The following is a 24126-nucleotide window of genomic DNA, read 5'->3' on the forward strand; positions in this document are numbered from 1 at the left end:
GCGCGATGGATCTGAATTACACCAAGGAAGAACAGGCGTTCCGGACAGAGGTCCGCCAATGGCTGAAGGAAACCCTGCCGCATGAGCTGCGCGAGAAGGTGCGGCTGGGCAAGCGGCTGGCCAAGGCGGACGTTGAGCAATGGCACAGCCTGCTGAATACGCGCGGCTGGCTGGCGCCGAACTGGCCGCGGGCCTATGGCGGCAGTGAATGGAACGCGGTGCAACGCCATATCTTTGAAGAAGAAGCCTGTCTGGCCCATGCCCCGCGCAGCCTGCCCTTTGGCTTGTCTATGCTGGCACCGGTGCTGCTGGCCTTCGGGTCGGAAGATCAGCGGCAGCGCTTTCTGCCGCGCATCCTGAACGGCCAGGATTGGTGGTGCCAGGGCTATTCCGAGCCGGGCGCGGGTTCCGATCTGGCGGCAGTCAAGACCCGGGCAATGCGTGACGGCGGCCACTATGTGGTCAACGGTCAGAAAACCTGGACCACGCTGGGCCAGCACGCGAACTGGATTTTCTGCCTGGTGCGGACCGATCCGGATGCCAAGAAACAGGAAGGCATCTCCTTTCTGCTGATCGACATGGACACCCCCGGAGTCACGGTCCGCCCCATCGTGCTGATTGATGGCGAACCGGAAGTGAACGAGGTGTTCTTTGACAACGTCCGGGTGCCTGCGGAGAACCTGGTGGGTGAGGAGAACAAGGGCTGGACCTATGCCAAGTATCTGCTGACCCATGAGCGCACCAACATCGCCGGGGTCGGTTTTTCAAACGCGCTGCTAACGACGCTGAAACATGTGGCCGGGCGGGTGGCATCCTGCGGGCGGCCGCTGGCGGAGAACCCGCATTTCGCGGCCCGCATGGCGCAGGCAGAGATCGACCTGATGGCGATGGCGACCACCAACCTGCGGGTTGTCTCGGCTGCGGCCAAGGGGCAGGCACCCGGCGCCGAAAGCTCGATGCTGAAGGTCAAGGGCACGGTGATCCGGCAGGAGCTGACATCGCTCTTGCGCCGGGCAATGGGGCCGGATGCGCTGCCGTTCCAGCCTGATTTCCTGGAGGGCGGCAGCAATGCGGCGGCGCTAGGGCCGGACCATGCGGCAGCGGCGGCACCTGCGTATTTCAACATGCGTAAGCTGTCGATCTTCGGCGGCTCGAACGAGGTGCAGCGCACCATCATCACCAAGGCCATTCTGGGTCTGTAACGGGAGCAGGTAACATGGATTTCAATCTGACCGACGAACGGATGATGCTCCGCGATACGTTGCAGCGGTTTCTGGCGGACAAGTATTCGCATGAGAACCGGCGGGCGCTGATTGCGGCAGGGGGCGCCTATGACGCAGGCATCTATGCCGGGCTGGCTGAGATGGGCGTGCTTGGCGCCATGTTCCGCGAGGATCAGGGCGGGTTTGGCGGCCAGGGCTTTGACCTGACGGTGGTGTTTGAGGAACTGGGCCGCGCCGGGGTGGTCGAACCGGTGCTGCCGGCCGTGCTAGCGGGCGGGCTGATTGCTGCCCTCGGCACTGAACGCCAGCGCGGGCTGGCGGATGAGATTATCGCCGGTACCCATGTGGTCGCACTGGCGCAGGGCGAGGCAGGCGCGCGCTATGACCTGAACCATGTGGAAACCACGGCGTCTGCCGACGGCGATGATATCGTGCTGAACGGTCTCAAGACCCATGTGCTCTATGGTGCTGAGGCGCAGACGCTGGTGGTGTCGGCGCGGGAGGCTGGCGCGGTTGCGGATGCGGCAGGCATTTCGCTGATTCTGGTGCCGGTCAGCACGCCCGGTGTGACCGTCAGCGGCCACCGCAATATGGATGGTATTTCCTCTGCAACGGTTGCCTTGGACGGGGTGCGCCTGACGGCTGCGGCGCGACTGGGCGTGGCCGGAGAAGGGCTGGAGGCGCTGGAAGCCTCTGTTGCCCGTGGTCTGGCAGCCATCTGCGCTGAGGCGCTGGGGGCGATGGAAGCGGCCAAGGATCTGACCATCAGCTACCTGAAGGAGCGCAAGCAGTTCGGCATGCCGATCGGCAAGTTTCAGGCGCTGCAGCACCGGATGGCGGACATGCTGATCGAGGTGGAGCAGGCGCGTTCGGCGGTGATCAACCTCGCAGGCAATCTGGATCAGCCGCGGGTTCTGCGCGAAATCCATGCCAGCGCTGCCAAGAACCTGATTGGCCGCGCCGGGGCGCTGGTGGCCGAGGAATGCATCCAGATGCATGGCGGCATCGGTATGACCGATGAATATGCGCTGTCCCATTTCGCCCGCCGGCTGACGATGATCGACCATCTGTTCGGCGACACGGACTACCATCTGGAGCGCTTCATTGCGCTGAAGGCGGGGTAAGACATGCCGCTGGTCCGTCCCGACAGGCCCCTGATCCCGCTGTTTGAGGCGATGGGCTACGGCATTGAACTCGACCCGGAGGCGGTTGAGGCGCATTGCGTGCTGGAGATTTCGCCTTTGCATCTGAACCGGCAGGGCAGCCTGCATGGCGGCGTGGCGGCAACGTTGCTGGATACGGCCAGCGGGATCACCGCCAGCCTCACCTGCGATCCGCAAGGGATCACCCCTTTTGTCACCCTGTCGTTGAACGTCAATTATCTGGCAGTGGCCCACCAGGGGTGCGTGCGGGCGACCGGCCGGATCACCGGCGGCGGCAGCACAACCAAATTTGTCTCTTGCGATCTGCGCGACGGGGAAGGGCGGCTGATTGCGGCCTCAACCGGCGTTTTCAAGCGGGTGCGCGGGGCAGCAGCTGAGGATACGGCATGAGCGCGCTTTACCGGCATGAGGTCCGCGGCGGGACCCTGATTATCTGGAACTGCAACACAGGCATGCGCAATGCGCTGTCGTATGAGTATTACCAAGGCTTGCAGGAGGGTCTGGCGCGGGCGGCAGAGGATACTGCGATTGCGGCGGTAATCCTGGCGGGCGCGGGCGGGTTCTTCTGTTCCGGCGGCAATCTGAACATGCTGAAGGAACGCCGCGCGATGCCCTATGAGGAGCGGCAAGTGCAGATCGGCAAGCTGAACGCCTTGATCCGTGCGGTCCGGGGCTGTCCCAAGCCCGTGATTGCAGCTGTCGAAGGCGGCGCGGCAGGGGCCGGGCTATCGCTTGCAATGGCGGCGGATATGATCGTAGCGGAAGAGGGGGCGATGTTCACGCTGGCCTATGTCAAGGCAGGCCTGGTGCCGGATGGCGGCGCCACCTATGCGCTGACGCAGGCGCTACCGCGGGCAACCGTGGCGCGGATGGCGATGCTGGCGGAACCGCTCAGCGCGGAGCGGATGCATCAGTTGGGGGCTGTGACGGAACTGGCACCCAAGGGGCGTACCCTGGCGCAGGCCGAAACTTTGGCCGATGCGGTGGCCCGTGGCCCTGAGATGGCGATTGCGGACATCAAGATGCTGCTCAACCAGGCCGAAACCGCCAGTTTCGAAGACCAGATGACCCATGAACGCGATGCCATGGCGCAGGCCCTTGGCGGTGACGAAGCCCAGGCGGGCATCGGCGCCTTTCTTAGCAAAACCTCCCCAGTATTCCGGTAAGGAGACCGACATGATGCATACTTCTGCGCTTCCGGTGATTTTCGATACAGCCGTGACCCGGACCTATGGCACCCGGCTGCCGGTTGTGGCGGGCGGCCTGCAATGGTTGGCCAATGCCGAATATGTATCGGCTGCGGCGCGAGCCGGGATTGTCTCGTTCATCACGGCTGCCAGTTTTCCGGAGATGGACGATCTGCGCGCCGAGATCCGCCGCTGCCGCGAGATGTGCGACGGCAGGGCTTTCGGCGTCAATGTCTCGATGATCCCCAAGCTGGTGCCGGGCGAGAAGACCGAGGAGGTGTTCCGTCTGATCGCGGACGAAGGCGTGCAGTTTGTCGAAACATCCGGCCGCAGCCCCGAGGCGTTCATGCCCATCCTCAAGGATGCCGGGATCACCGTGCTGCATAAGGTGCCCAGCCTGCGCTATGCGGTGAAGGCGGAGCAGGTGGGGGTCGACATGGTGTCGATTGTCGGTGCTGAATGCGGCGGCCACCCCGGCATGGATATGGTTGGCAGCATGGTCAACGCAGGCCTGGCCGGGGACCGGCTGACCATCCCCTGGCTGATCGGCGGCGGCATCGGACACGGCAAGCAGATCATGGCAGCACTTGTGATGGGCGCGGCCGGCGTGGTGATAGGCACCAGGTTCCTGGTTGCCAGTGAGCTGACCGCACATCCGGATTACAAGCAGGCAATGGTGAATGCGAGCGAGCTGGATACGCAGCTGACCATGCACTCGGTGCGTAACACTGTGCGCAGCCTGCGCAATCAGACCACGGAAACTGTCGCCCGGCTGGAGCGCGACAATCCGGAGATCGGCATTCAGGAACTGCTGAAGCATGTGTCCGGCAAAATCGGACGCCAAGCCTATGCCACTGGCGACGTTTCCCGCGGGCTGCTGTCGGCGGGCCATGCGCTGGGGTTTGTCGACAAGGTGGAGCCCTTCGCCGAAATCACCGCCCGGCTGGAGGCTGAGGCGCTGGCGGTCTTCGGGCGGCTGGGCCTGGCGGCGTGACGGGAAAGGGAGGAGAATAGACATGCATAACCGCGTACACGGGTTGCTGCAGGCAGCCGCTGAGGCCCGCCCCGGTGCTTTGGCGCTGATGGATCAGGATGGCCGCCGCCTGACCTGGCAGGAGATGTCCCAAGCGGCACATGCCGCGGCGGAGCAGCTGAAGTCCGCAGGCGTGCGGCCCGGAGACCGGGTGGTTCTGGTGTTTGAAAACTGCGCCGAGGTGATCGCATTCTTCTTTGGCGCAAGCCTGCTGGATGCATCCGCGGTTGCCATCAATGCGCGGCTGACCACGGCTGAACTGGACCGGATCTTTGCCCACTCCGACCCCAGCGCTGTGATGTTCACAGCCGCCTCATCCGCAGCAGCCCGCGCCCATGCGGAGCACTATGGCGCTCAGGACGTGCAGGGCGCCTTTGGCACGGCGGCGCTGATGCCGCGCGAGGGGGCCGCGCCGGAACCGGTGTCAGAGGACGGGCGCGAACAGGTGTCTCTTCTGCTTTATACTTCGGGCACAACCGGCACCCCCAAGGCGGCGATGCTGACCCATGCCAACCTGATCGCAGGGGCGGCGGCCTCAGCCGAAGTGCGGGGCATTCAGAAGGCGGATGTGACCTATCTGGCGCTGCCGCTCAGCCATATTTTCGGGCTTGTCACCATGCTGTCGGTCACCCTTGCGCAATCGGCGATGCGGATGGAGGCGCAATTCTCGGCAGAGCGTCTGTATCAGGCGCTGCAAGAGGATGTGACCCTGTTGCCCGCAGTGCCGCAGATGCATGCGCATCTGTTCAACTATGCCCGCTCAAACGGCAAGCCGCGCTATGATGCGGGCAAGCTGCGGTTTGTGTCCTCGGGCGGTGCGCCCCTGGATCCGGCCTGGAAACGCGAGGCAGAGGCGTTTTATGGCCTGCCGCTGCAAAACGGTTATGGGCTGACTGAGGGCACGGCGGGTGTCTGCGCCACCTGCAACGCATTCGGCGATCCTGACATCAGTGTCGGCCTGCCGATGGGCGATTGCACCCTTAAGCTCGACTTGGAGGCGCCGGGCGCCACTCCGGAGGAAGGTATAGGAGAGATCCTGGTGGGCGGCCCGCAAGTCATGAAGGGCTACTTCCGTGACCCAGAGCAATCTTCGGCGGCATTGACAGAGGACGGGTTCTTCCGCACCGGCGATCTGGGCTGCTTTGACGATGAAGGGCGGCTGCATATTGCCGGGCGCACCAAGGAGCTGATCATCAGGTCCGGTTTCAATGTCTATCCGGTAGAGATTGAGGCAGCGCTGACCGAGCATCCCGATGTAGTGGTGGCAAGTGTCGTGGGCCGTACCGTTGAAGGCAACGAGGAGGTTCTGGCCTTTGTCAGCGCCGCCACTGGCAGCAGCGTGAAAGAAACAGAGCTGAAAGCCTTTTTGCACGACCGGCTTGCGCCCTACAAGCGGCCGGCACGTATTATCGTGGCTGCGGCCCTGCCTGCCGCGCCGACTGGGAAAATCCTGAAAGCGAAACTGATCGAAACCTTTGCCAGCGAGCTGGCGGAAGGCGTTTGATCTGCTGCGCCAATTTCTTGTCCTGCAGAGGCGCAGAAGAGGAAGTCCTGTTCTGCTGCGGGTCGAGCGCAGGCAGTCATTGTAAATTCCATTATGTGAAATAAAATTCTGGACAGAACGTCAAAATTCCACATAGTAAAATGAAGCGAATGGCTTTCGAGGAGGAGATGCCAGTCATGGGAATGATCAGGAATATTCTGGGAGGACTGACCATTGCGGCCGGTCTTGGTGCGACGGCGGTCTCTGCGGAGACCGTGATTTACTACGGCCACAGCGGCCCGGATCGGGGCACGGTTCCTGCCGCGCTGAAATGGTACAACAGCCGTATCGGCGAGCTGTCGGAAGGCGATCTGCGGATGGACGTCCAATGGGGCGGCGCGCTGTTCAAGGCAAGCGCGGCAGTGCAGGGGATCGGCGACGGGGTGGCGGATGCCGGGTCGATCATTGCGGCCTATTTCCAGAAGGAAATGGCGGCCTATTCGCTGGCGGACTTTCCCATCGGCGGGCCGAATGCCTGGGTCGCCATGCGTGCAGCCGACCGCTTGATGCGGTCGGAACCGCAGATCACCGAACATCTGGCCCGCCAGAACCTGGTTTATATCGGCACTTTCACCGCCTCGGCTGTGAACGTGGCCTGCGCCGGAGAGCCGATCCGTTCGGTTGAGGACATCAAGGGCAAGAAAGTCCGCGGTGCCGGCGTCTACGGCAAAGTCTTTGGTGAAGTGGGCGCAACCCGCGTGAACCTGTCAGTCTATGAAGCCTACCAGGGTTTGGATACCGGGCTGATCGACTGCAGCCAGGGCTATGACTACATCGTTCCCTCGCTGAAATGGGACGAGGTGATCGACAGCTATACTGTCCTGAATTGGGGGCAGATCGGCGGCTACGGCATGTTCATGAATAAGCAGGTTTTTGACGGTCTGGAGGCTGGCCAGCAGCAGGTGCTGATGCAGGCGGGCGAGGAACTGGCGGATCAGTTTGCCAAGATTGTGACCGGTGCCAACAGCAAGGCGATGAGGGCGATGACCGCAGGCGAAACCGCCCGCAAGATCGAGGTCATCGAGCTGAGCGCGGCTGACAAGGCTGAACTGAATGCGGCGGCGGAACCCTTTATTGCGGATTGGATGGAAAATGCCCGCAGCGTTGGTCTGGATGCGGACCGGCTGATGGCCACCTACACCGCAGCAGTGGCTGAATTCACGTCTGAGTTCGAAGCCAAGGGCTACCCTTGGACGCGCAGCAACTGATCAAGGCGGAACAGGGGCCGGGCGGCGGCAGCGCCGCCTGGCAAATGTGAGGGAGGACAAGATGCTGCACAGGCTGGAACGGGTTTTTGTAGATATATCGGCGGCGGCTATCATTCTGCTGGCGCTGTTGATCTTTGCCGATGTGGTGGCGTTGAACCTGTTCAACAGCTCGGTGCCGGACACCATTGTCATCGTGCGCGAGCTGATGGTTCTGGCGATTGTGATGCCCCTGGCCGCCGCAACCGCGCAGCGGGCGCATATCGCGGTGGAGTTTCTGACCAATCTGCTGTCGCCGCGGGTGTCGGGATGGCTGGCGGTGTTCGGCACCCTGTTCGGCCTCTTGGCGCTGACGCCGATCCTGTATTCCGGCGGCCGGGAGTTTTTGCATCAGTGGCAGACCGGCAGTGTGTTCTACGGCGATCTGAACCTGCCGCAATGGCCGGGGCGGCTGGCCTTTACCCTTGGGATTGCGCTGGGATGGCTGCGGCTTGCGGTGATGGCTGCCGGCGATGCGCTGACCCTGCTGCGCGGCGGCGAAATCGTGCTGCACAAGACCTGACACCCATCTGACATTCAACAGACCTGCCGAGGAGACTGCCCGTGGATCCTGCCCTGATCGGCCTTGTGGCCTTTGCCGTTATGCTTGTGCTTCTGGCCATCCGTGTGCCGATTGCCTTTGCCCTGATCGGCGTGGCGACGCTGGCGGCCTTTACAATCTTTGCGTTCCGCACAGGCACCTTCATGCCGGAACGTGCCTTCCGGGCGACCTCGTCGCTGGTCTTCAATAACTCGTTCGATCTGCTGCATTCCTTTGATTTGTCGATGATCCCGCTGTTCATCGCGCTTGGCAACATTGCCTATCGTGCCGGGATCACCACGGCGGTTTATGACGCGGCCAAGGTCTGGCTGCTGCGCCTGCGCGGCGGCATTGCAGTGGCCTCGGTGATGGGCTGCGGCGGGTTTTCCGCCATTACCGGCTCCAGCCTGGCCTGTGCGTCGACCATGGGCAAAATCTGTACCCCAGAAATGCTGCGCCTTGGCTATGACCCAAGGCTGGCAACCGCCAGCGTCGCTGCCGGGGGTACACTCGGCTCTCTGATCCCCCCGAGCATTCTGTTCATCATCTATGCGATCTTCACCGAGACCTCGGTGAACAAACTGTTCATTGCCGGCATTCTGCCGGGGCTGCTGACGCTGGCGGGTTTTGTCCTGGTCATTGCGATGTGGATCAGGGCGGACCCGGCGGCGGTACCAGCCCGCGGTGAAGCTGCCAGCTTTGCCGACAAGCTGACAGCATTCCGAAGAGCATGGCCCGCAGCCGTGATCTTTGCGGTGATCGTGATCGGGATTTACGGCGGGTACTTTACCGCCACCGCGGCGGCGGCGGTGAGCGTTGTGCTGACTGTGCTGATTGGCCTGGTGCAGCGGCAGCTTGATCTTGCAGGCATCTGGCAGGCGGTCCGGGAAACCTGTGTACAGACCGGCGCGATCTTCTTTGTTGCGGCGGGTGCCAAGATATTTGTCGCGGCGATTGCGCTGACGGGCATGGCGCCCGCGCTGGTGGACTGGGTGGCGCAGGCGCAGCTGTCTACGGGCACGCTGCTGTTTGCGATCTGCGTCGTCTACCTGATGCTGGGCATGTTCCTGGACCCGATCGGAATCATGGTTCTGACCCTGCCGCTGGTGGTGCCGCTGGTGGAATCCTACGGACTGAACCTGATCTGGTTCGGTGTGGTCGTGGTCAAACTGCTTGAAATCGGCCTGATCACCCCGCCGGTGGGGCTGAATGTCTTTGTGCTGTCTAATGTTGTCGGTAAGGACGCCCCGGTGGGCATGGTCTTTTCCGGCATCTGGCGGTTTCTGAGCGTTGACGTGGTCGTGCTGCTTCTGCTGGTGTCTTTCCCGTCAATCTCTCTGGTGCTGTCAAATGCGGTTCGGTAGTATTGGGGGCCAGCGGACAGCGAATACCCGGCTCGGGCCGGACGCCCGCATAGATACAGGGAATACCATGCCAGCCGACGCATCGGACAAAAGATTTGCCAACACACTGGCGCGGGGCCTTACAATTCTGCGGGCTTTCCGGCCGACGGATGATGGATTGGGCAACCTCGAAATCTCAGAGCGCACCGGCATTCCGCGCCCGACAGTGTCCAGGCTGACCTTCACCCTGTGCGCGCTTGGATACCTGACCCATGGACGGCGGCACGACAAATACCGTCTCGGCCCGGCGGCGCTTGCACTGGGGAATATCGCGGCTGCCTCCTTTGCCTTTGTCGAGATCGCCTCGCCGGTGATGCAGCGGTTGGCGGATGAAACCGGCACGCTGACGGCGATCAGCATCAAAGATGACCAGCGGATGCTGCTGACCAGGGCCTGGCGGCCAGTGAACTCCTCGGCAATCTGGCTGGATGTCGGCTATCGGATGCCGCTTCATACTTCTTCCAGCGGCAAAGCGTATTTGGGTGCGCTCAACGATGAGGAATTTGCCCGTTTTCTTGAAAGCCAAGGCGATGAGCCAGCAGAGTTGCTGGCGGAATTCGCAGCAATAAGACTTGCTGCGCATAATGAGATCCTGGCTGACGGCTACACTCAGGTGAGGGGCGTAAGCCGGTTTTCCGAGACCATCAACGCTGCTGCTGTGCCATACCGTCCGTCTGATTTAGGTGAGCCGGTGGCTTTTCTGGCAAGTTCCACCTCAAAGCAACTTACTGATCAACGCATCTCTGACGAGGTTGGCCCGGCACTTGCCGAAGCTGTGTCCGAGGTCCGCAGGATGACCGGCCAACAGTCCGCTCTTGTGATGAATGAATAGGGCGTCCCGGGTGTAACAGACTCTGCCGGCGGAGTTTCGGTTTGCCGCCATTCCTCGCGGAGGGCCCGGAGCCATCGTTTGATGGCAGCTTCTCAGACCGCTTAGGACATTTGTGCGTTTTGCAACATTTGCCTGGCTTGGGCTCGATTCAAACCACCGCTGCGGCGCGAACGTAGGTCCGGTTCGAATTGGCGACCGGCAAGTGCCGCCCGCCAACGTGGTTCAAATGTCGATTTGCTCGGCGATACTCAGCGCATCTTCAAGTTCGACGCCAAGATATCTGACTGTGCTGTCAACCGTGGTATGTCCGAGCAGAAGTTGAACCGCTCTTAGATTTCCGGTTTTGCGGTAAATCTCCGCTGCTTTGGTCCTACGCAGCGAATGGATGCCGTATCCACTGGGCTCCAGCCCGATCGCCGCCACCCAATCCCGCACAAGCCGGCCATATTGGCGCGTTGAGATATGCGGGCGGTCGTGAAACCGGCTGGGGAACATGAAACGGCAGCCGATCATTTCCGGCGACTTGATCCACGCGGCAATTGTGTCCCGCGTGTTTTCAGAGAGTTCGAACTGAACGGGCCGCTTGGTTTTGCTCTGGATCACAGACACCCTTTCGCGAACGCGATCATCCCTCACCAGATCAGTGACGGCCAGTTTGACCAAATCGCATCCGCGAAGCTTACTATCAATCGCTACATTGAACAGCGCAAGATCGCGCAAGTTTTTCGCCAATTCGAGACGCGCACGGATCGCCCAGACCTGTTTCGGCAGGAGCAGTCGTTTCTGGCCAATGATCCGGCCTTTGTTCCAGGCTCTTCGTTTCGGAGTGACAGCGGGAAGTTGGACTCTTGGCATGATTTGCCCTCCGATCTTCCCTCCATCCCCAGACATCAGCACCGCGCTGACGATGTCATCGTACAAGCGGAGTGAATGCATGCTCTCGAAAGTCAGCCGAGAACACCATTTCTGCCGATGCATTCGGCGGCTGATGGGATGTACCGGCTGCTTCACCCCGCAGGTTAGGCTTTGCCTATTTCTGCGAGAAGGAGAAGTAGCATGACGAAGAAGGCATTTGATGAACTGATTTCGATTGGCATCGATATCGGCAAAGACACATTCCATATCGTGGCATTCGACCCTGACGGGCGGCTGGTGATGCGCAAACAGATCAAGCGTTTGGCGCTGGTTTCTGCGTTTGAGAAACTGCCCCGGTGCGTAGTTGGCATGGAGGCGTGCTTGAGTGCGCATTTTGTCAGCCGAACGCTTCGCAAGATGGGCTTCGAGCCGCGGATCATTCCCGCGATCTACGTGAAGCCTTTCATCAAGGGGCAGAAGAACGACTACAACGACGCGGAGGCGATCGCCGAAGCGGCGGCATTGAGACCTAACTTGCCGACCGTCCCTGAGAAGAGCCAGGAGCAGCTGGACCTGCAAGCGTTGCACCGCGTTCGGTCACGGCTGGTGTCGCGCCGGACAGCGACGATCAATCGGATCCGTGCCTTTCTAATCGAACAGGGCATCACGGTGCGCAAAGGTCTGCGGGCTCTGAAGAACTCTTTTGAGACGATCCTGGAGGAGCGCAAGGACGAGATATCGCCGCGCAGGCGGACAATCCTGATTGGTCTCTTTGGGGATTGGCTCTGGCTGGATGACCGGATCGATACCGTCTCGAAAGAGATTGAACAAATCAGTCGCATCGAAGAGAATTGCGTCAACGTCATGACGATCCCTGGCATTGGTCCGATGATCTCGACGGCCATGGTTGCTGCCATTGGCACAGGAGAGGCCTTGGGTCGAGGGCGTGACTTTGCGGCCTGGGTGGGATTGGTCCCCCGTCAACACAGCACGGGCGGGCGAACGGTCCTTGGGCGCATCACCAAGCGAGGAAGCCGATACCTGCGAATGCTCTTCGTTCAAGCAGCCAAGGTCATTCTGATGCGACCAAACAGATGGCCAGACTACAGCTTTGGCGAGTGGCTGACTAAAGCAGCAGAGCGGATGAACAACAACAAGCTTGCAGTCGCGCTGGCCAATAAGCCGGCACGAACGGCTTGGAGTGTTTTGAGACAAAAAAACGACCTTTGATGCGTCAAAAGATGAGGTCGTCGCCGGCATCTGAGCTGACACGGCCCGAAGGAGTTCGAGACTAATCGAAAGCTGGAACGGAGCAACTACGCACCCAAAATCTGAGGGCTCACTCGGTCAGAAATGACCTCGCGGCTGAAGAGATCACGGCGCGTGCGTAACCCCAACAAGGCCACGGCCCGCGTGCCGATCAACAGGCCGGATACACGTGAGCGACTTCCAAGACCATGCAAAAAATCACTTGCGAACAGCAGCCGGTACATACATGTGAGCCCAGGCACTAAATTGCTCCGCGATATGGGCGCCTGTGGCTGGCGTTGCGCGGAACCGGGATTTACTTCTCGGATTTCGATGACGGGTGTGTGCTGTCGGCCGAGGTGATTTTGCCTCGGTTGACAGAGGAATTTCCCATGACCGTTCAGCAGCCCACACCGATGACCCCCCTTTGCGCCCGGATGATTACCGATATGTCGGCGCGCATTCTGGGACCGGCTTCTCAAACCAGCCGCTTGCGGGCCTGCAAGCAGTTTGCAGCCTGGCTCGGACGATCCCCCGAGACCGCGGCACCCGATGATGTGCAGGACTTCCAGCGGCATCTGATGGATAGCGGCAGCAGCATCTGTACGCGCAATCAAACCATGACCGGGCTGAAGTTCCTGGTTCTCATGGAGCAGCTGCTGAAACCTGAGAACCTCTTCCGGCCCTGAAGATTCGATGAGGATGTGCAGCAGCCTGCTCATGCGCTGCAAAGGCAAATCATCGGCGCTGGCCAGCTGAGCGGTCAGGATGTCGCCGCTGAGTTTAAGGCAATCCTGCCAACGCGCTTCGGCGGCTTCCTGGAAATCGGTTGTTGCGGGATCCCACGACAGCGCGTGGGACAGGCCACGCCCCAGTTCGAGGGCTTCGTCCACTGCCTTGGTCAGCGTGTCGAAAGTTTGGGTGTTGAACGTGGGGCTGTTATCTGCGGCAGATGCGGGCCACAGGGCTTTCAGCGCGCCCGGGCGCGTGATACGGCAAGTATCAGCCATAGTCGGACTCCTTCCACGAGATCGGTTTGGTTAAGGCCGGGCTGGGAGCTTCTACTTTCCCCGCGGCCCGTTGCAAATGTGTGCAACTGAATGTCAGCTGCACACAAATGAACACATGCCCAAAGCATCAGCGATATCTGTTCGTGTAACGGATGAAACCAAGAAAGCAGTAGAGAAGGCCGCGGCGGAGGATGACCGGTCAGTGGCCTCTTATGTCGAACGGCTTCTGAACGACCACCTCAAAGAAAAAGGGTACCTGCCGCAGTAAGTGTATCCAATTCTATTGGAAGACTTTGGAATGTCATTTCTTCACTTCAAGATTGCTCCAAGGTTTACCCAGCATCTCTAAACAGCGCTTTGCCAGGCTCTCGGCAAATGTCATTTTGCCGGTTTCACAAGCCCATCTTTGCGGCTTTTCACGCTAGACGGAAATCATGGTGGCCGCACCTTGCATAGGTGCGCCAACCGTAGCGAAATAACAGGTTGTGCGCACAGCTTTCCTCTCCCCCACTTAGTGGCCGGCAGGGACTTTGGTCGAATACCGCGGCTTTTGCCGATGGTCTAAGCCTTTAGGCAGCACCGGACCCAGTGCCTGCAATCTAAGGTGCATGGCCACCAGTTCCGCTGCATTTCTTGGATCAATTCTTGGGAGGAATGGCATGAACATCCACACGAACGGGCTGGCCAACGCGGCACTGGACACGGCGCATCTGGGCGTCGATTTTCCGTTCAAGCAGCGCTATGGCAACTTTATCAACGGCGAATTCACCGAGCCCCGCTCGGGTCAGTATTTCGAGAACACCACCCCGATCACCGGCGATGTGATCTGCGAGATTGCCCGGTCCAACGCCGAGGATGTCGAGGCAGCCCTGGACGCGGCCCATGCGGCGTTTCCGGCCTGGGGCAAGACTTCGACCACCGAGCGCGCCAACATGCTGCTGAAGATCGCCGATATCATGGAGGCGAACACACAGCTGCTGGCGGCGGCAGAGACGCTGGACAACGGCAAGCCGATCCGCGAGTCGATTGCAGCCGACCTCGCCCTTTGTGTCGACCACTGGCGCTATTTCGCGGGCTGCATCCGCGCCGAGGAAGGCCATATCTCCGAAATCGACGCCGACACCTATGCCTATCACATTCCGGAACCGCTGGGCGTGGTCGGGCAGATCATCCCGTGGAACTTCCCGCTGCTGATGGCAGTGTGGAAGCTGGCGCCAGCATTGGCTGCCGGTAACTGCGTGGTGCTGAAACCGGCCGAGCAGACGCCGGCTTCGATCATGGTGCTAGCGGAGCTGATTGCCGATGTGCTGCCCGCGGGCGTCTTGAACATCGTCAACGGCTTCGGGCTGGAGGCGGGCAAGCCGCTGGCCTCGTCGAACCGGATCGCCAAGATCGCCTTTACCGGCGAGACCACCACCGGGCGGCTGATCATGCAGTATGCCAGCCAGAACCTGATCCCGGTGACGCTGGAGCTGGGCGGCAAGTCCCCGAACATCTTCTTTGAGGATGTGATGGCCGCCGATGACGCCTATTTCGACAAATGCCTGGAAGGTTTCACCATGTTTGCCCTGAACCAGGGCGAGGTCTGCACCTGTCCCAGCCGGGCGCTGATCCAGGAATCGATCTACGACGACTTCATGGCCCGCGCGATTGAACGAGTGAAGGCGGTGAAGCAAGGCAACCCGCTGTCGATGGACACGATGATCGGCGCCCAGGCCTCGACCGAGCAGAAGGAGAAGATCGCGTCCTACCTGCAGCTAGGCAAGGACGAGGGGGCCGAGCTGCTGACCGGCGGCAATGTCTCTGCCCTGGAGGGGCTTGAAGGCGGCAATTACATCGAGCCGACGGTGTTCAAGGGCCACAACAAGATGCGGATTTTCCAAGAGGAAATCTTTGGCCCGGTGCTGTCCGTCACCACCTTCAAGGACGACGCCGAGGCGCTTGAGATCGCTAATGACACGCTTTACGGGCTGGGCGCCGGAGTGTGGACCCGCGACACCAACCGCGCCTTCCGCTTTGGCCGTGACATCCAGGCGGGCCGGGTCTGGACCAACTGCTATCACGCCTATCCGGCCCATGCGGCCTTTGGCGGCTACAAGCAGTCGGGCATCGGCCGGGAGAACCACAAGATGATGCTGGACCACTACCGGCAGACCAAGAACCTGCTGGTCAGCTACAGCCCCAACGCGCTGGGCTTCTTCTGAGCAAATCGCGCTGCAGGCGGCTCCGGGTGTCCGGGGCCGTTCCTTTTTTCATTCAACCGGGGGAGACTGCAATGACCGGGGCTACTGGCATGACCGTGACGGCAACAGAGGCGGCGCTGGATCTGATCGGCGCGCTGAAGGCGCGGTTCGGGCAGGATCTGCTGTTTCACCAGTCCGGCGGCTGCTGCGACGGGTCCGCGCCGATGTGCTTTCAGCAGGGCGACTACATCATTGGCGGCAGCGATGTGCTGGTTGGGGAAATCGGAGGGGTGCCGTTTTACATGAATGCCGATCAGCATGCACGCTGGAAGCACACCAATTTGGTGATCGACGCAATTGACGGTATCGGCGGGATGTTCTCGCTGGAGAACGGCAGCGGCAAGCGGTTCCTGACCCGCTCGGACGTGTGCCTGCGCTGAGTCGCGCCGCACCATGGTCAGGTCAGCGCGCGCCCAAGGAAGCCGCGCAGCGCGCCAGTGTCTATCGGCTTATGCAAGAGCGCCGCGTTCAGCCCGGCGCAGGCAGCCGCCAGATCCGGAGAGCGGTTGGCGGTCACCAGGCAGGCCGGGATCGGCCCGTGCTGCGCCCGGAGCGTGGCAATCGCATCAGTGCCAAGTACCCCGTCGTCCAGCTGGTAATCGGCGATGATCGCATCCGGGCCAATGTCGATTTCCTGCAACAGCGCGCTGGCTTCGGCGCAGCTGGCGCAGGGCAGCACATTCAGCCCCCAGCTATCCAGCGTGATCTCCAACGCCGCCCTGAGGCCGGTGTCGTTTTCGATCAGAACCACGATCCGGTGCGCAAACGGCACCGCGGCGCCGGTGCCGGGGACGGGCAAGGGCGACGGTGGGCGCGCCGCCGTGCTCAGCGGCAGCTCCACCGAAAAGCAGGTGCCGCGCCCGACCTCCGAGGTGAGGTTCAGCGGATGTTTCAGCAGCCGGCAGGCCCGTTCGACAATGGCGAGACCCAACCCCATGCCGTCCGACGGGCTGGCCTTGGCGTTGAGACGCTGAAACTCCTGGAACACCCTGTCCTGATGCTCCGGCGGGATGCCGGGGCCGGTATCGCGGACCTCGAGCAGCACCCGGCCGCGGCGCTGCCGCACCCCGATCAGCACCTTGCCGCTGGTGGTGTAGCGCACCGCGTTGGAGGCGAGATTCTGCAGGATGCGGCGCAGGTAGGCGGCGTCGCTTTCCACCACTGCACCGCTGCGCACGACCCGGAACTCCAGCCCCTTAAGCCGGGCGACGGGTTCCAATTCGTCCTTCAGTTGGTCCAGCATGCCGCCCAGGCTGATGGCGCTCCGGTCGATTGCCGCCAGGCCGGAGTCGAGCTTGGAAATGTCCAGCAGGGCGCCGAGGATCCGCTCAACCGCGACCAGCGCGTTGCCAGCCTTGGCCGCCCGGTCCCTGAAGCCCGCATCCTGCAGGTCGTCCTCCAGCGAGCCGACATAGAGCTTGGCGGCGGACAGCGGCTGCAGCAGGTCGTGGCTGGCGGCGGCGACGAACCGCGATTTGGAGGCATTGGCGCGCTCCGCCTCCGACAGCGCGTCCTCCAGCTCCAGCGTCCGTTCGGCCACCCGCTGCTCCAGCGTTTCGTTGACCTGGGAGATGGTGCGGACCGCGGCGCGTTCGGCGGTGACATCGGTAAAGCTGATCACAAAGCCCTTGTCCGGCATCTGCTGCGCAAAGACCGCTAGGATACGGTCGCGGCCCAACCCGATCTCGAACGACAGGGGCGCCCGCTTGGCGGTGCTGGCCACCCAGGCCTCGACCTCTTCCGGCCGGGTGCCGCCGAGCAGGCGGATGCTGTCCGCGGCCTGGCGGTAGAGGGTGGCGAAAAACATGCCCAGCTGGAATTTGCCCGCAGGCATCGACAGGAGTTCTCCGGCGCGGTGGTTCCAGCCGACCAGGCGGTTCTGGGCGTCGAAGATGCAGACCCCCTGGTCGAGATGCTCCAGCGTCGCTTTGATCACCCGCGACTGGTCGTCGAGCAGCCGCTCGCGCTCCTGCCGCTCCAGCCGCATCATGTCGGTGATGTCGGTCTGCAGGATCACGGTGCCGCCGTCCGGGGTGCGGTGCTCGCTGACCTGCAGCCAGCTGTTGCCGGCCATCATCACGTTGAACACCGCATGTTCGTCCTTGTGGCGGGCGATCCGGTAAGCTTCCCAGCCGACGGCGGTCTCCCCCTCTGGCAGCGCCAGATGAGCGCTGGTCGCCACCAGGTTCACATAGTCGGCAAATTTCAGTCCCGGGCGCAGCAGATGGTAGATATCGGTCATGTGCTTGCCAAACCGGGTGTTGCACATGACCAGCACGTCCTGCGCGTCAAACAGGGCAAAGCCTTCCTGCACCGTCTCGATCGCATTGGCCAGGTTGGCGCGGGCGGCCTCGGTCTCGGCATTGGCCAGCGCCAGCCGGGCGTTCGACTCGTTGAGCAGGTCCAGCGCGTGCTCCAGCTCGCGGGTGCGCAGGCGCACCTCCTCCTCCAGCATCACCGCGCGCTGGAACTGGGCGTAGGCCTCACCGGAGGCTTCCGAGCTCTGCTCGGCCCGGCGCATCAGGGTCTCGATGATTTTCAGCAGCTTCTCGTTCTGCCGTTCCGGCGGGTCGCGGGGGTCGATCAGCTCATGCACCATCGCTCAGCCCTCGTCCGGCGGGTAGATCGCCACCCCGGTCAGGGTCTGGTTGACGTGCATCGAGTTGATCTGCTCGCCATAGGTTGAAAAGCCGACGACCCTGTTGTCCCGGAGGATGCGGGAAATGTCCTGTGAGACCTGTTTCTGCTGCGCTTCAAGCCGCCGTAGAATGCAGTCGCAGGCCAGGATGATCTCGGGGCGGCGCCTGGCACTGAGGGCGGCCATCTCGCGCTCCAGGTGGGTCACCATGTCCTCCGGTTCGGCCAGGGTCAGCACTACGCCCTCGTCGATGGCTGAGAAGAACACCAGCTCGTCGTTGTCGGCGACGCGTTGGATGGCACGCACGTGGTGCTGGTCGCCGAACTGCACCGCGACCGGATGGGCGGCAAAGGTGAAGGCGGTCAGCTGCTCCGGGTCTTTGCCCAGCACCCGGGCGTATTCGCGGGCGGCCGGTTCGGCATTGATTTCATGCACCACCCGCCGGGCCGGATCCGCCCCGGTCACCACCATGCGCTTTTCCGACGGGATCAGGTGGTCTGTCTTGAACACCTCGATCGGGCAGCGGCTGCGGACTTGGATCAGAATGGCGGCGTTGGAATGGGCCTGGCCGCCATGCAGAACAAAGGTCCTGCCGAAGTTGGTGCCGTCGCCTGCCGAGCCGCCGAAGAAGGCCACGGGCCCCAGCCCGATCGACAATTGCGAGGTCAGCGTGTCTTCCTTGGTGGAGAGCCCATCGACCAGCAGAAAGGTGAAGTCCGAGACCCAGTCCACGGTGTTCTGTGCCATGTGGTTGCGGTTGCTGATCATCCGCTCGATCACGCAGTGCGGATCGAAGCTGCCGAGATCCTCGATCAGGATGGTGCGGGTCTGGAAATGCGACTGGGCAAAGCCGATGGCGACGATCTCGCCTTCAACATAGCCGCCCGCAGAAATCTCCCCCGCGGTGGTGCAGCCGACGACCTGCGCCGGGGCAAACCGGCGCTGCGCCTCCCCGATAAGCCGGTCAACGTCGGTGTCCGGCGAAAGGAACAGCACCACCAGCGACAGGCCGTTCGGGTTCAGCGCCTGGGCCAGCTGTTCGACAGCGTCCGGCGCCCGGCAGTCGACCGAGCCGGACCGGACAACCTGCGGCTCCGCCACGGGCGCGCCTGACGGGCCATCGACAGGGTCCATCCTCTTTCTCCTCCCCAAATTCCGCCCGTCAGACTAGGCGGGCGGCGGCGCGTCTTGCAAGACGTTTGCAAAGCTCGCCTGCTTGGCGGCCAGCACCGCCTGGGTGCGGCTCTGCACGCCCAGCTTGCGCATGATGGCGGTGATATGGGCCTTGACCGTGGTCTCGGCGATCGACAGCTCATAGGCGATCTGCTTGTTCAGCTTGCCTTCGCAGATCAGCTGCAGGATCCGGGCCTGCTGATTGGTCAGCTGCGACAGCCGCTGCAGCACGTCGTCGCTGCTCCCGGCCTTGTCATCGAGCAGCACGCAGCCCTCGGGCAGGAACACCTTGCCCTGATTGATCGCTTCCACCGCCTTATGGAACACGTCGCGCTGGCTGTGTTTGGGAATGAAGCCGTTGGCGCCGGCATGGATCACCGAGCTGACGATGCGGTTGTCGGCCATCGAGGAGACCACCAGGATCGGGCAGTCCGTCACCTTGCGCAGCCGCAGCAGCCCGTCCAGCCCGTTGACGTCGGGCAGGTTCAGGTCCAGCACCACCAGGTCGATGCGGATGCCGTCGGCGATCATGTCGAGCGCGGCCTGCAGGGCCGGCGCGGTGTGCATGCTGCTGATTGCGGTGACCGCCTGCAGTGTCATCGCCAGGGCGTCGCAGAAAAGCGGGTGGTCATCCACCAGCAGCGCCGCGTGGAACCCTGGGGTGGTCGGCGTGTCCGTGTGTTTCGGCATATCTGCACCAGAGCTGTTGTTTTCCTGCCAGCTTAGCAAGCCGGCTGCAGCAGCGGTATACGCCTAAAGTCGCATATGGCGGGCGCGCCCCCGCAGGAGGCGCGCCTGAGTTTGTTGCCTGCGGCCCTCTGCCGGCCGGAATCAGTCTGCTTGTGCTAGCTGGCGGGGCAGGCGGAACGTCCAGAGCATGCCGCCCTGATTCAGATAGTTGACCTTCTTGGCAACCTCGCCACCCCACAGCGGCACCGCGCCGCCCCAGCCGGAAATGACCGAGACATATTGCTCGCCGTCCTGTTCCCAGGTGATCGGCTGGCCGACAATGCCGGAGCCGGTCTGGAACGACCAAAGCTCCTCGCCGGTTTCGTCGTCAAAGGCAATGAAGCGTCCTTCGGGCGTGCCGGTGAACACCAGACCGCCCGCAGTGGTCATCACCCCGGCCCATAGCGGCGAGTCGTTCTTGAACTCCCATTTGACCGTGCCGGTGTCGGGGTCAATCGCCTTGAGGCTGCCGATATGGTCCTCGTAGTTCGGCTTGATGGTAAAGCCCGCGCCCAAATAGGCGGCGCCCTTTTTGTAGCTGATCGGCTCGTTCCAGATATCCATGCCCCATTCGTTCGAGGGCACATAGAAATTGCCGGTGTTCTGCGAGAACGCCATCGGCATCCAGTTCTTGCCGCCCAGGAACGATGGCGAGGCAAAGATCACCTCGCCCTTGTTGCCATCGGCTGCGTCCGCGGGGTTGCCGGGGCGGTTGTCCTCGTTGAACACCGGGCGGCCGGTGTCGTCGATGCGCTCAGCCCAGGTGATGTCCTTGACGAAGGGCGTTGCGCTGACGAATTTACCGTCCTCGCGGTTCAGAACATAGAAAAAGCCGTTGCGGTCGGCGGTGGCAAAGCGCTTGTTGCCGCTGCGGTCGGTGTAGGCGACCACCTCGTTGACGCCGTCATAATCCCAGCCCTCGCGCGGGGTGGTTTGGAAGTGCCATTTGATCTCGCCGTTCGAAGGGTCGATGCCGATGCGGCTGGCGGCATAAAGGTTGTCGCCTGCGTTGCCTTCAACCGGTGTGCCCGCGTTGCGCAGGTGGCTGTTCCAGGGCGCCGGGTTGCCCGCGCCGAAGACCAGCGTATCTGTCTCCGCATCATAGGAGCCGCCCAGCCAGGTGGCGCCGCCGCCGGTCTTCCACATGTCGCCCGGCCAGGTGGCGTTCAGGGTGCCGGTCACGGTGCTTTCCTCGCCCTTGAAGGTGCCCATGTGGCCCTCGATCACCGGCCGGGTCCAGACCAGTTCGCCGGTTTCGGCGTCGCGTGCCTGTACCTCGCCAACGATGCCGAACTCGCCGCCGGAGTTGCCGGTGATCACCAGCCCGTTGACGATTAGCGGTGCCGCGGTCATCGAATAGCCGGCCTTGTAGTCGGCCACCTTCTTGCGCCACTTCACGTCTCCGGTCTTGAGGTCCAGCGCCACGATGCGGGCGTCCAGCGTGCCGAAATAGAAGCTGTCGCCATAGATCGCGCCGCCGCGGTTCACCACATCGCAGCAGGGTAGGATGCCTTCGGGCAGACGGGCGTCATATTGCCAGATCTCCTGGCCTGTCTCGATGTCGATGGCATAGACCCGGCTGTAGGAGCCGGTGATGTACATGATGCCGTCGTAGATCAGCGGCTGGGTTTCCTGGCCGCGCTGCTTCTCGCCGCCGAGGCTGAAGGCCCAGGCAGGCACCAGATTAGCGATGTTGTCCTTGTTTAGGGTGTCCAGCGGGCTGTAGCGCTGCAGGTGCCGCCCCATCCCGTTGGTGACCACCTGCGTGGTGGTCGTCTGATCGTTCTTGAGGTCGTCCTCGGTGACCCCGGCGTGGCTGACGCCCGCCATCATGGTCCCTGCGGCGACCGCCGTGATGAAGCGGTTCATTCTGGCTCCTCCCTCTCATTGGATCCTCAACAGCCACGACCCGGTGCGGGCTGCCGGCCTGCCACAGTATCCAAGGCGCGCCGGGCCGGCGGTATTGCACAATGGTCGTATGCGGGCGGCGGTAAGGGGGAGGCCAGCGCAACGCAGCAATGCCCGGAGCCTTGCGGACCGGGTCTGCGGTGAATTTGCCGCGCGGTGCAGAGGGTGGCAGCTCACCCCGGTTTCGCGGCCTTGCGCATCAGCCCGCGCGCCGGGTCGTAGCCCCAGACCGCCAGCCCCAGCCAGACCAGCCCCGACAGCAGAACCCAGGCCAGCGCGCCTGCGTTCAGTTGCTGGTAAAGCGCAAAGCGGATCAGCTCGACTGCCTGGCTGAAAGGGTTCACGGCGCAGATGTCGCGCAGCAGCGCCGAGCTTTCGGCCATCTTCCACAGGGGGTAGAGCGCGGTGGACAGGAAAAACATCGGAAATATCACGAAATTCATCACCCCGGCGAAGTTCTCCAGTTGGCGGATCACCGAAGACAGCGCCAGCCCCAGCGCTCCCAGCATCAGCCCGGCTGGGACAAGGGCGGGCAGCAGCGCGGCATAGCCGCCCCAACTGAAGCGGATGCCGAATAACCCTGCCAGTGCCAAGAAGACATAGACCTGCAGGATCGAGATCGCGGTGCTGGCAAGCAGCCGGCAGACCAGCAGCCACCAGCGCGGCAGCGGGCTGGTCAGCAGCAGCCGCATCGAACCCATCTCCCGGTCATAAACCATCGACAGCGAGCTTTGCATGCCGTTGAACAGCAAGATCATGCCGCAAAGCCCCGGCACGATATAGACCTCGTAGGTGGTGTAGGTGGCGTAGGGCGGGGTGATCGACAGGCCAAGCGCGGCGCGAAAGCCCGCGGCAAAGACCACCAGCCACAGCATTGGCCGCACCAGCGCCGCGACGAAACGTCCGCGCTGGCCGATGAACCGCAGCGCTTCGCGCTGCGTTATTGCCACTAGGGCTGTCAGCCAGGCGGTCATGCGGCCTGACCCGTAAGCCTGAGGAAGTGATCGGCCAGCCCCAGGCCGCCGCGCAGCTGGCGGGTGGTGCCGTTTTGCGCCAGTTTGCCGCGGTGCAGGATCAGTAGTTGATCGGCGTCCTCTACCTCGTCGGTGAGATGGGTGGCCCAGAGCACCGTCAGCCCCTTGCGCCGGGACAGGTCATGGACATGGGCGGTGATTGCGCGCCGGGTTGCTGCATCCAGCCCCACCGTTGGCTCGTCCAGCAGCAGCACCTTGGGATGGTGGATCAGGCTGCGGGCGATCTCCAGCCGGCGGCGGTGGCCGCCGTTGAGGTCGCGCACACGCTCACCCAGCCGGCCGCGCATCTCCAGCCGCTCCAGCGCGGCCTCGATCCGGGCCTGCGCGCTGGCGCCGCACAGGCCGTGCAAGGCGGCGAAATAGCTGAGATTGCGCTGCACCGTCAGGTCCAGGTCCAGTGTCGGCTGCTGGAACACCACCCCCATCTGCTGCAGCGCCTTGCGCGGGGCGCGGGCCATGTCGTGGCCGGCAATCTCAATCCTGCCCTGCGGCGCGGTGAACAGCCGGGTGAGCAGCGCAAACAGCGTCGACTTGCCAGCCCCGTTGGGGCCCAGCAGTGCGCAGAAAGTGCCGGGCTCAACCCGGAAGCTGACCCCGTCCAGCGCCTGCCGGGTACCGTAAGCATAGCTCAGATTATCGACCCGCAGACCGGTCATTGGATGGTTATCTCTAATCGCTGAGTATCGCCGGTGGAGCCGGGCACCTTGAGATGGTAATTCCCCGGCTTCAGCGCGATAAAGCCGATCTCCATCTCGCCGGCCTCGTCGAATTCGATGCTGTCGAGCCCCAGCGGGCGGATTTCCAGGCCCTCCACCACGATCTCGTCGATCCAGATAGCGCGAAAGAAATCAGCCCCGGTCAACGCAAGTTCCTGGCTGCCGTCGCCCTGGATTTCGAACTCGTAATAGGTGCCGGATTTCAGCACCCAGGGCGATTCCGCCAGCGGCATCCCCGCCGACAGGGCAATCGGCGGCAGGTCTTTCTTGTTGTCGGCGGACAGCAGTCCGGCAAGGCCTAGGCTGGCCTTGCCCGGATCGTTATCGTCATCGGCCAGGGCGGCGGCGGGCAGCGCCAGGCACAGCGCCGCGGCGAAAAAGCGGGGTTTAAGCATCGTGGATC

The 24126-nt window shown here is 62.6% G+C and carries 23 protein-coding genes; 14 read left to right on the forward strand and 9 right to left on the reverse strand.

Features of this window, described 5'->3' with window-relative positions:
- Window positions 1–5 precede the first annotated feature (5 nt).
- From ETW24_RS02530 to ETW24_RS02575, 10 genes are all read left to right on the forward strand, one after another.
- Window positions 6–1202 (forward strand): acyl-CoA dehydrogenase family protein, encoded by a 1197-nt coding sequence (locus tag ETW24_RS02530; RefSeq protein WP_129369606.1) that lies wholly within the window; start codon window positions 6–8, stop codon window positions 1200–1202.
- A 14-nt stretch (window positions 1203–1216) separates the two neighbouring features.
- Complete coding sequence (locus ETW24_RS02535) at window positions 1217–2347, forward strand: acyl-CoA dehydrogenase family protein (RefSeq protein WP_129369607.1); 1131 nt, start codon at window positions 1217–1219, stop codon at window positions 2345–2347.
- A 3-nt stretch (window positions 2348–2350) separates the two neighbouring features.
- On the forward strand, window positions 2351–2776 hold the full coding sequence (locus tag ETW24_RS02540; protein WP_129369608.1) for a PaaI family thioesterase: 426 nt from the start codon (window positions 2351–2353) through the stop codon (window positions 2774–2776).
- Window positions 2773–3552, forward strand: coding sequence for an oxepin-CoA hydrolase, alternative type (locus ETW24_RS02545; protein ID WP_129369609.1), 780 nt, complete (start codon window positions 2773–2775; stop codon window positions 3550–3552). The genes ETW24_RS02540 and ETW24_RS02545 overlap by 4 nt, the downstream gene beginning before the upstream one ends.
- A 10-nt stretch (window positions 3553–3562) precedes the next feature.
- Window positions 3563–4567, forward strand: a complete 1005-nt coding sequence (locus ETW24_RS02550) for an NAD(P)H-dependent flavin oxidoreductase (protein ID WP_129369610.1) — start codon at window positions 3563–3565, stop codon at window positions 4565–4567.
- Between the two features lie 22 nt (window positions 4568–4589).
- A complete protein-coding gene (locus ETW24_RS02555; protein ID WP_129369611.1) occupies window positions 4590–6110 on the forward strand; it encodes a class I adenylate-forming enzyme family protein in 1521 nt (506 codons plus the stop codon).
- A 176-nt stretch (window positions 6111–6286) separates the two neighbouring features.
- A complete protein-coding gene (locus ETW24_RS02560) occupies window positions 6287–7357 on the forward strand; it encodes a C4-dicarboxylate TRAP transporter substrate-binding protein (RefSeq protein ID WP_129369612.1) in 1071 nt (356 codons plus the stop codon).
- A 61-nt stretch (window positions 7358–7418) separates the two neighbouring features.
- Window positions 7419–7916, forward strand: coding sequence for a TRAP transporter small permease (locus ETW24_RS02565; RefSeq protein WP_129369613.1), 498 nt, complete (start codon window positions 7419–7421; stop codon window positions 7914–7916).
- A gap of 41 nt (window positions 7917–7957) precedes the next feature.
- Entirely contained in the window at window positions 7958–9298 is a 1341-nt protein-coding gene (locus ETW24_RS02570) for a TRAP transporter large permease (RefSeq protein ID WP_129369614.1), read from the forward strand.
- Window positions 9299–9365: 67 nt separating this feature from the next.
- Window positions 9366–10169 (forward strand): IclR family transcriptional regulator, encoded by an 804-nt coding sequence (locus tag ETW24_RS02575; RefSeq protein WP_129369615.1) that lies wholly within the window; start codon window positions 9366–9368, stop codon window positions 10167–10169.
- A 222-nt stretch (window positions 10170–10391) separates the two neighbouring features.
- Here the strand turns inward: ETW24_RS02575 and ETW24_RS02580 are convergent, their stop codons facing one another.
- Window positions 10392–11024, reverse strand: a complete 633-nt coding sequence (locus ETW24_RS02580; RefSeq protein ID WP_129372821.1) for a tyrosine-type recombinase/integrase — start codon at window positions 11022–11024, stop codon at window positions 10392–10394.
- A gap of 201 nt (window positions 11025–11225) precedes the next feature.
- Between ETW24_RS02580 and ETW24_RS02585 the strand changes: the two genes are divergently transcribed.
- Window positions 11226–12254, forward strand: a complete 1029-nt coding sequence (locus tag ETW24_RS02585; protein WP_129369616.1) for an IS110 family transposase — start codon at window positions 11226–11228, stop codon at window positions 12252–12254.
- Window positions 12255–12340: 86 nt separating this feature from the next.
- Here ETW24_RS02585 and ETW24_RS25150 read toward each other — a convergent pair whose 3' ends face one another.
- Window positions 12341–13282 carry a hypothetical protein gene (locus ETW24_RS25150; protein WP_368075939.1) on the reverse strand — a complete coding sequence of 314 codons (942 nt, stop codon included), beginning with the start codon at window positions 13280–13282 and terminating at the stop codon, window positions 12341–12343.
- A gap of 115 nt (window positions 13283–13397) precedes the next feature.
- Here ETW24_RS25150 and ETW24_RS24120 point away from each other — a divergent pair, with 115 nt between their 5' ends.
- The 3 genes from ETW24_RS24120 to ETW24_RS02600 all read left to right on the forward strand — a co-directional run bounded on the left by ETW24_RS24120 (window position 13398) and on the right by ETW24_RS02600 (window position 15905).
- Window positions 13398–13550 (forward strand): hypothetical protein, encoded by a 153-nt coding sequence (locus ETW24_RS24120; RefSeq protein ID WP_164982673.1) that lies wholly within the window; start codon window positions 13398–13400, stop codon window positions 13548–13550.
- A gap of 391 nt (window positions 13551–13941) precedes the next feature.
- Window positions 13942–15486 (forward strand): aldehyde dehydrogenase, encoded by a 1545-nt coding sequence (gene adh / locus ETW24_RS02595; protein ID WP_129369617.1) that lies wholly within the window; start codon window positions 13942–13944, stop codon window positions 15484–15486.
- Between the two features lie 71 nt (window positions 15487–15557).
- Window positions 15558–15905 (forward strand): DUF779 domain-containing protein, encoded by a 348-nt coding sequence (locus ETW24_RS02600; protein WP_205877333.1) that lies wholly within the window; start codon window positions 15558–15560, stop codon window positions 15903–15905.
- A 17-nt stretch (window positions 15906–15922) separates the two neighbouring features.
- Here ETW24_RS02600 and ETW24_RS02605 read toward each other — a convergent pair whose 3' ends face one another.
- The 7 genes from ETW24_RS02605 to ETW24_RS02635 form a co-directional block, all read right to left on the reverse strand.
- On the reverse strand, window positions 15923–18124 hold the full coding sequence (locus ETW24_RS02605) for a hybrid sensor histidine kinase/response regulator (protein WP_129369618.1): 2202 nt from the start codon (window positions 18122–18124) through the stop codon (window positions 15923–15925).
- Between the two features lie 3 nt (window positions 18125–18127).
- Window positions 18128–19297, reverse strand: a complete 1170-nt coding sequence (locus tag ETW24_RS02610) for an FIST N-terminal domain-containing protein (RefSeq protein WP_129369619.1) — start codon at window positions 19295–19297, stop codon at window positions 18128–18130.
- A 33-nt stretch (window positions 19298–19330) separates the two neighbouring features.
- On the reverse strand, window positions 19331–20026 hold the full coding sequence (locus ETW24_RS02615; RefSeq protein ID WP_129369620.1) for a LuxR C-terminal-related transcriptional regulator: 696 nt from the start codon (window positions 20024–20026) through the stop codon (window positions 19331–19333).
- A gap of 141 nt (window positions 20027–20167) precedes the next feature.
- Window positions 20168–21934, reverse strand: coding sequence for a PQQ-dependent methanol/ethanol family dehydrogenase (locus ETW24_RS02620; protein WP_129369621.1), 1767 nt, complete (start codon window positions 21932–21934; stop codon window positions 20168–20170).
- Between the two features lie 212 nt (window positions 21935–22146).
- Complete coding sequence (locus tag ETW24_RS02625; RefSeq protein ID WP_129369622.1) at window positions 22147–22947, reverse strand: ABC transporter permease; 801 nt, start codon at window positions 22945–22947, stop codon at window positions 22147–22149.
- Window positions 22944–23663 carry an ABC transporter ATP-binding protein gene (locus ETW24_RS02630; RefSeq protein ID WP_129369623.1) on the reverse strand — a complete coding sequence of 240 codons (720 nt, stop codon included), beginning with the start codon at window positions 23661–23663 and terminating at the stop codon, window positions 22944–22946. The genes ETW24_RS02625 and ETW24_RS02630 overlap by 4 nt, the downstream gene beginning before the upstream one ends.
- Window positions 23660–24118: a hypothetical protein gene (locus ETW24_RS02635; RefSeq protein WP_129369624.1), complete on the reverse strand. Its 459-nt coding sequence runs from the start codon at window positions 24116–24118 to the stop codon at window positions 23660–23662. Before ETW24_RS02635 ends, ETW24_RS02630 begins: the two co-directional genes overlap by 4 nt.
- Window positions 24119–24126: the final 8 nt, after the last annotated feature.

This window comes from Leisingera sp. NJS204, from assembly GCF_004123675.1.
GTDB lineage: Bacteria > Pseudomonadota > Alphaproteobacteria > Rhodobacterales > Rhodobacteraceae > Leisingera.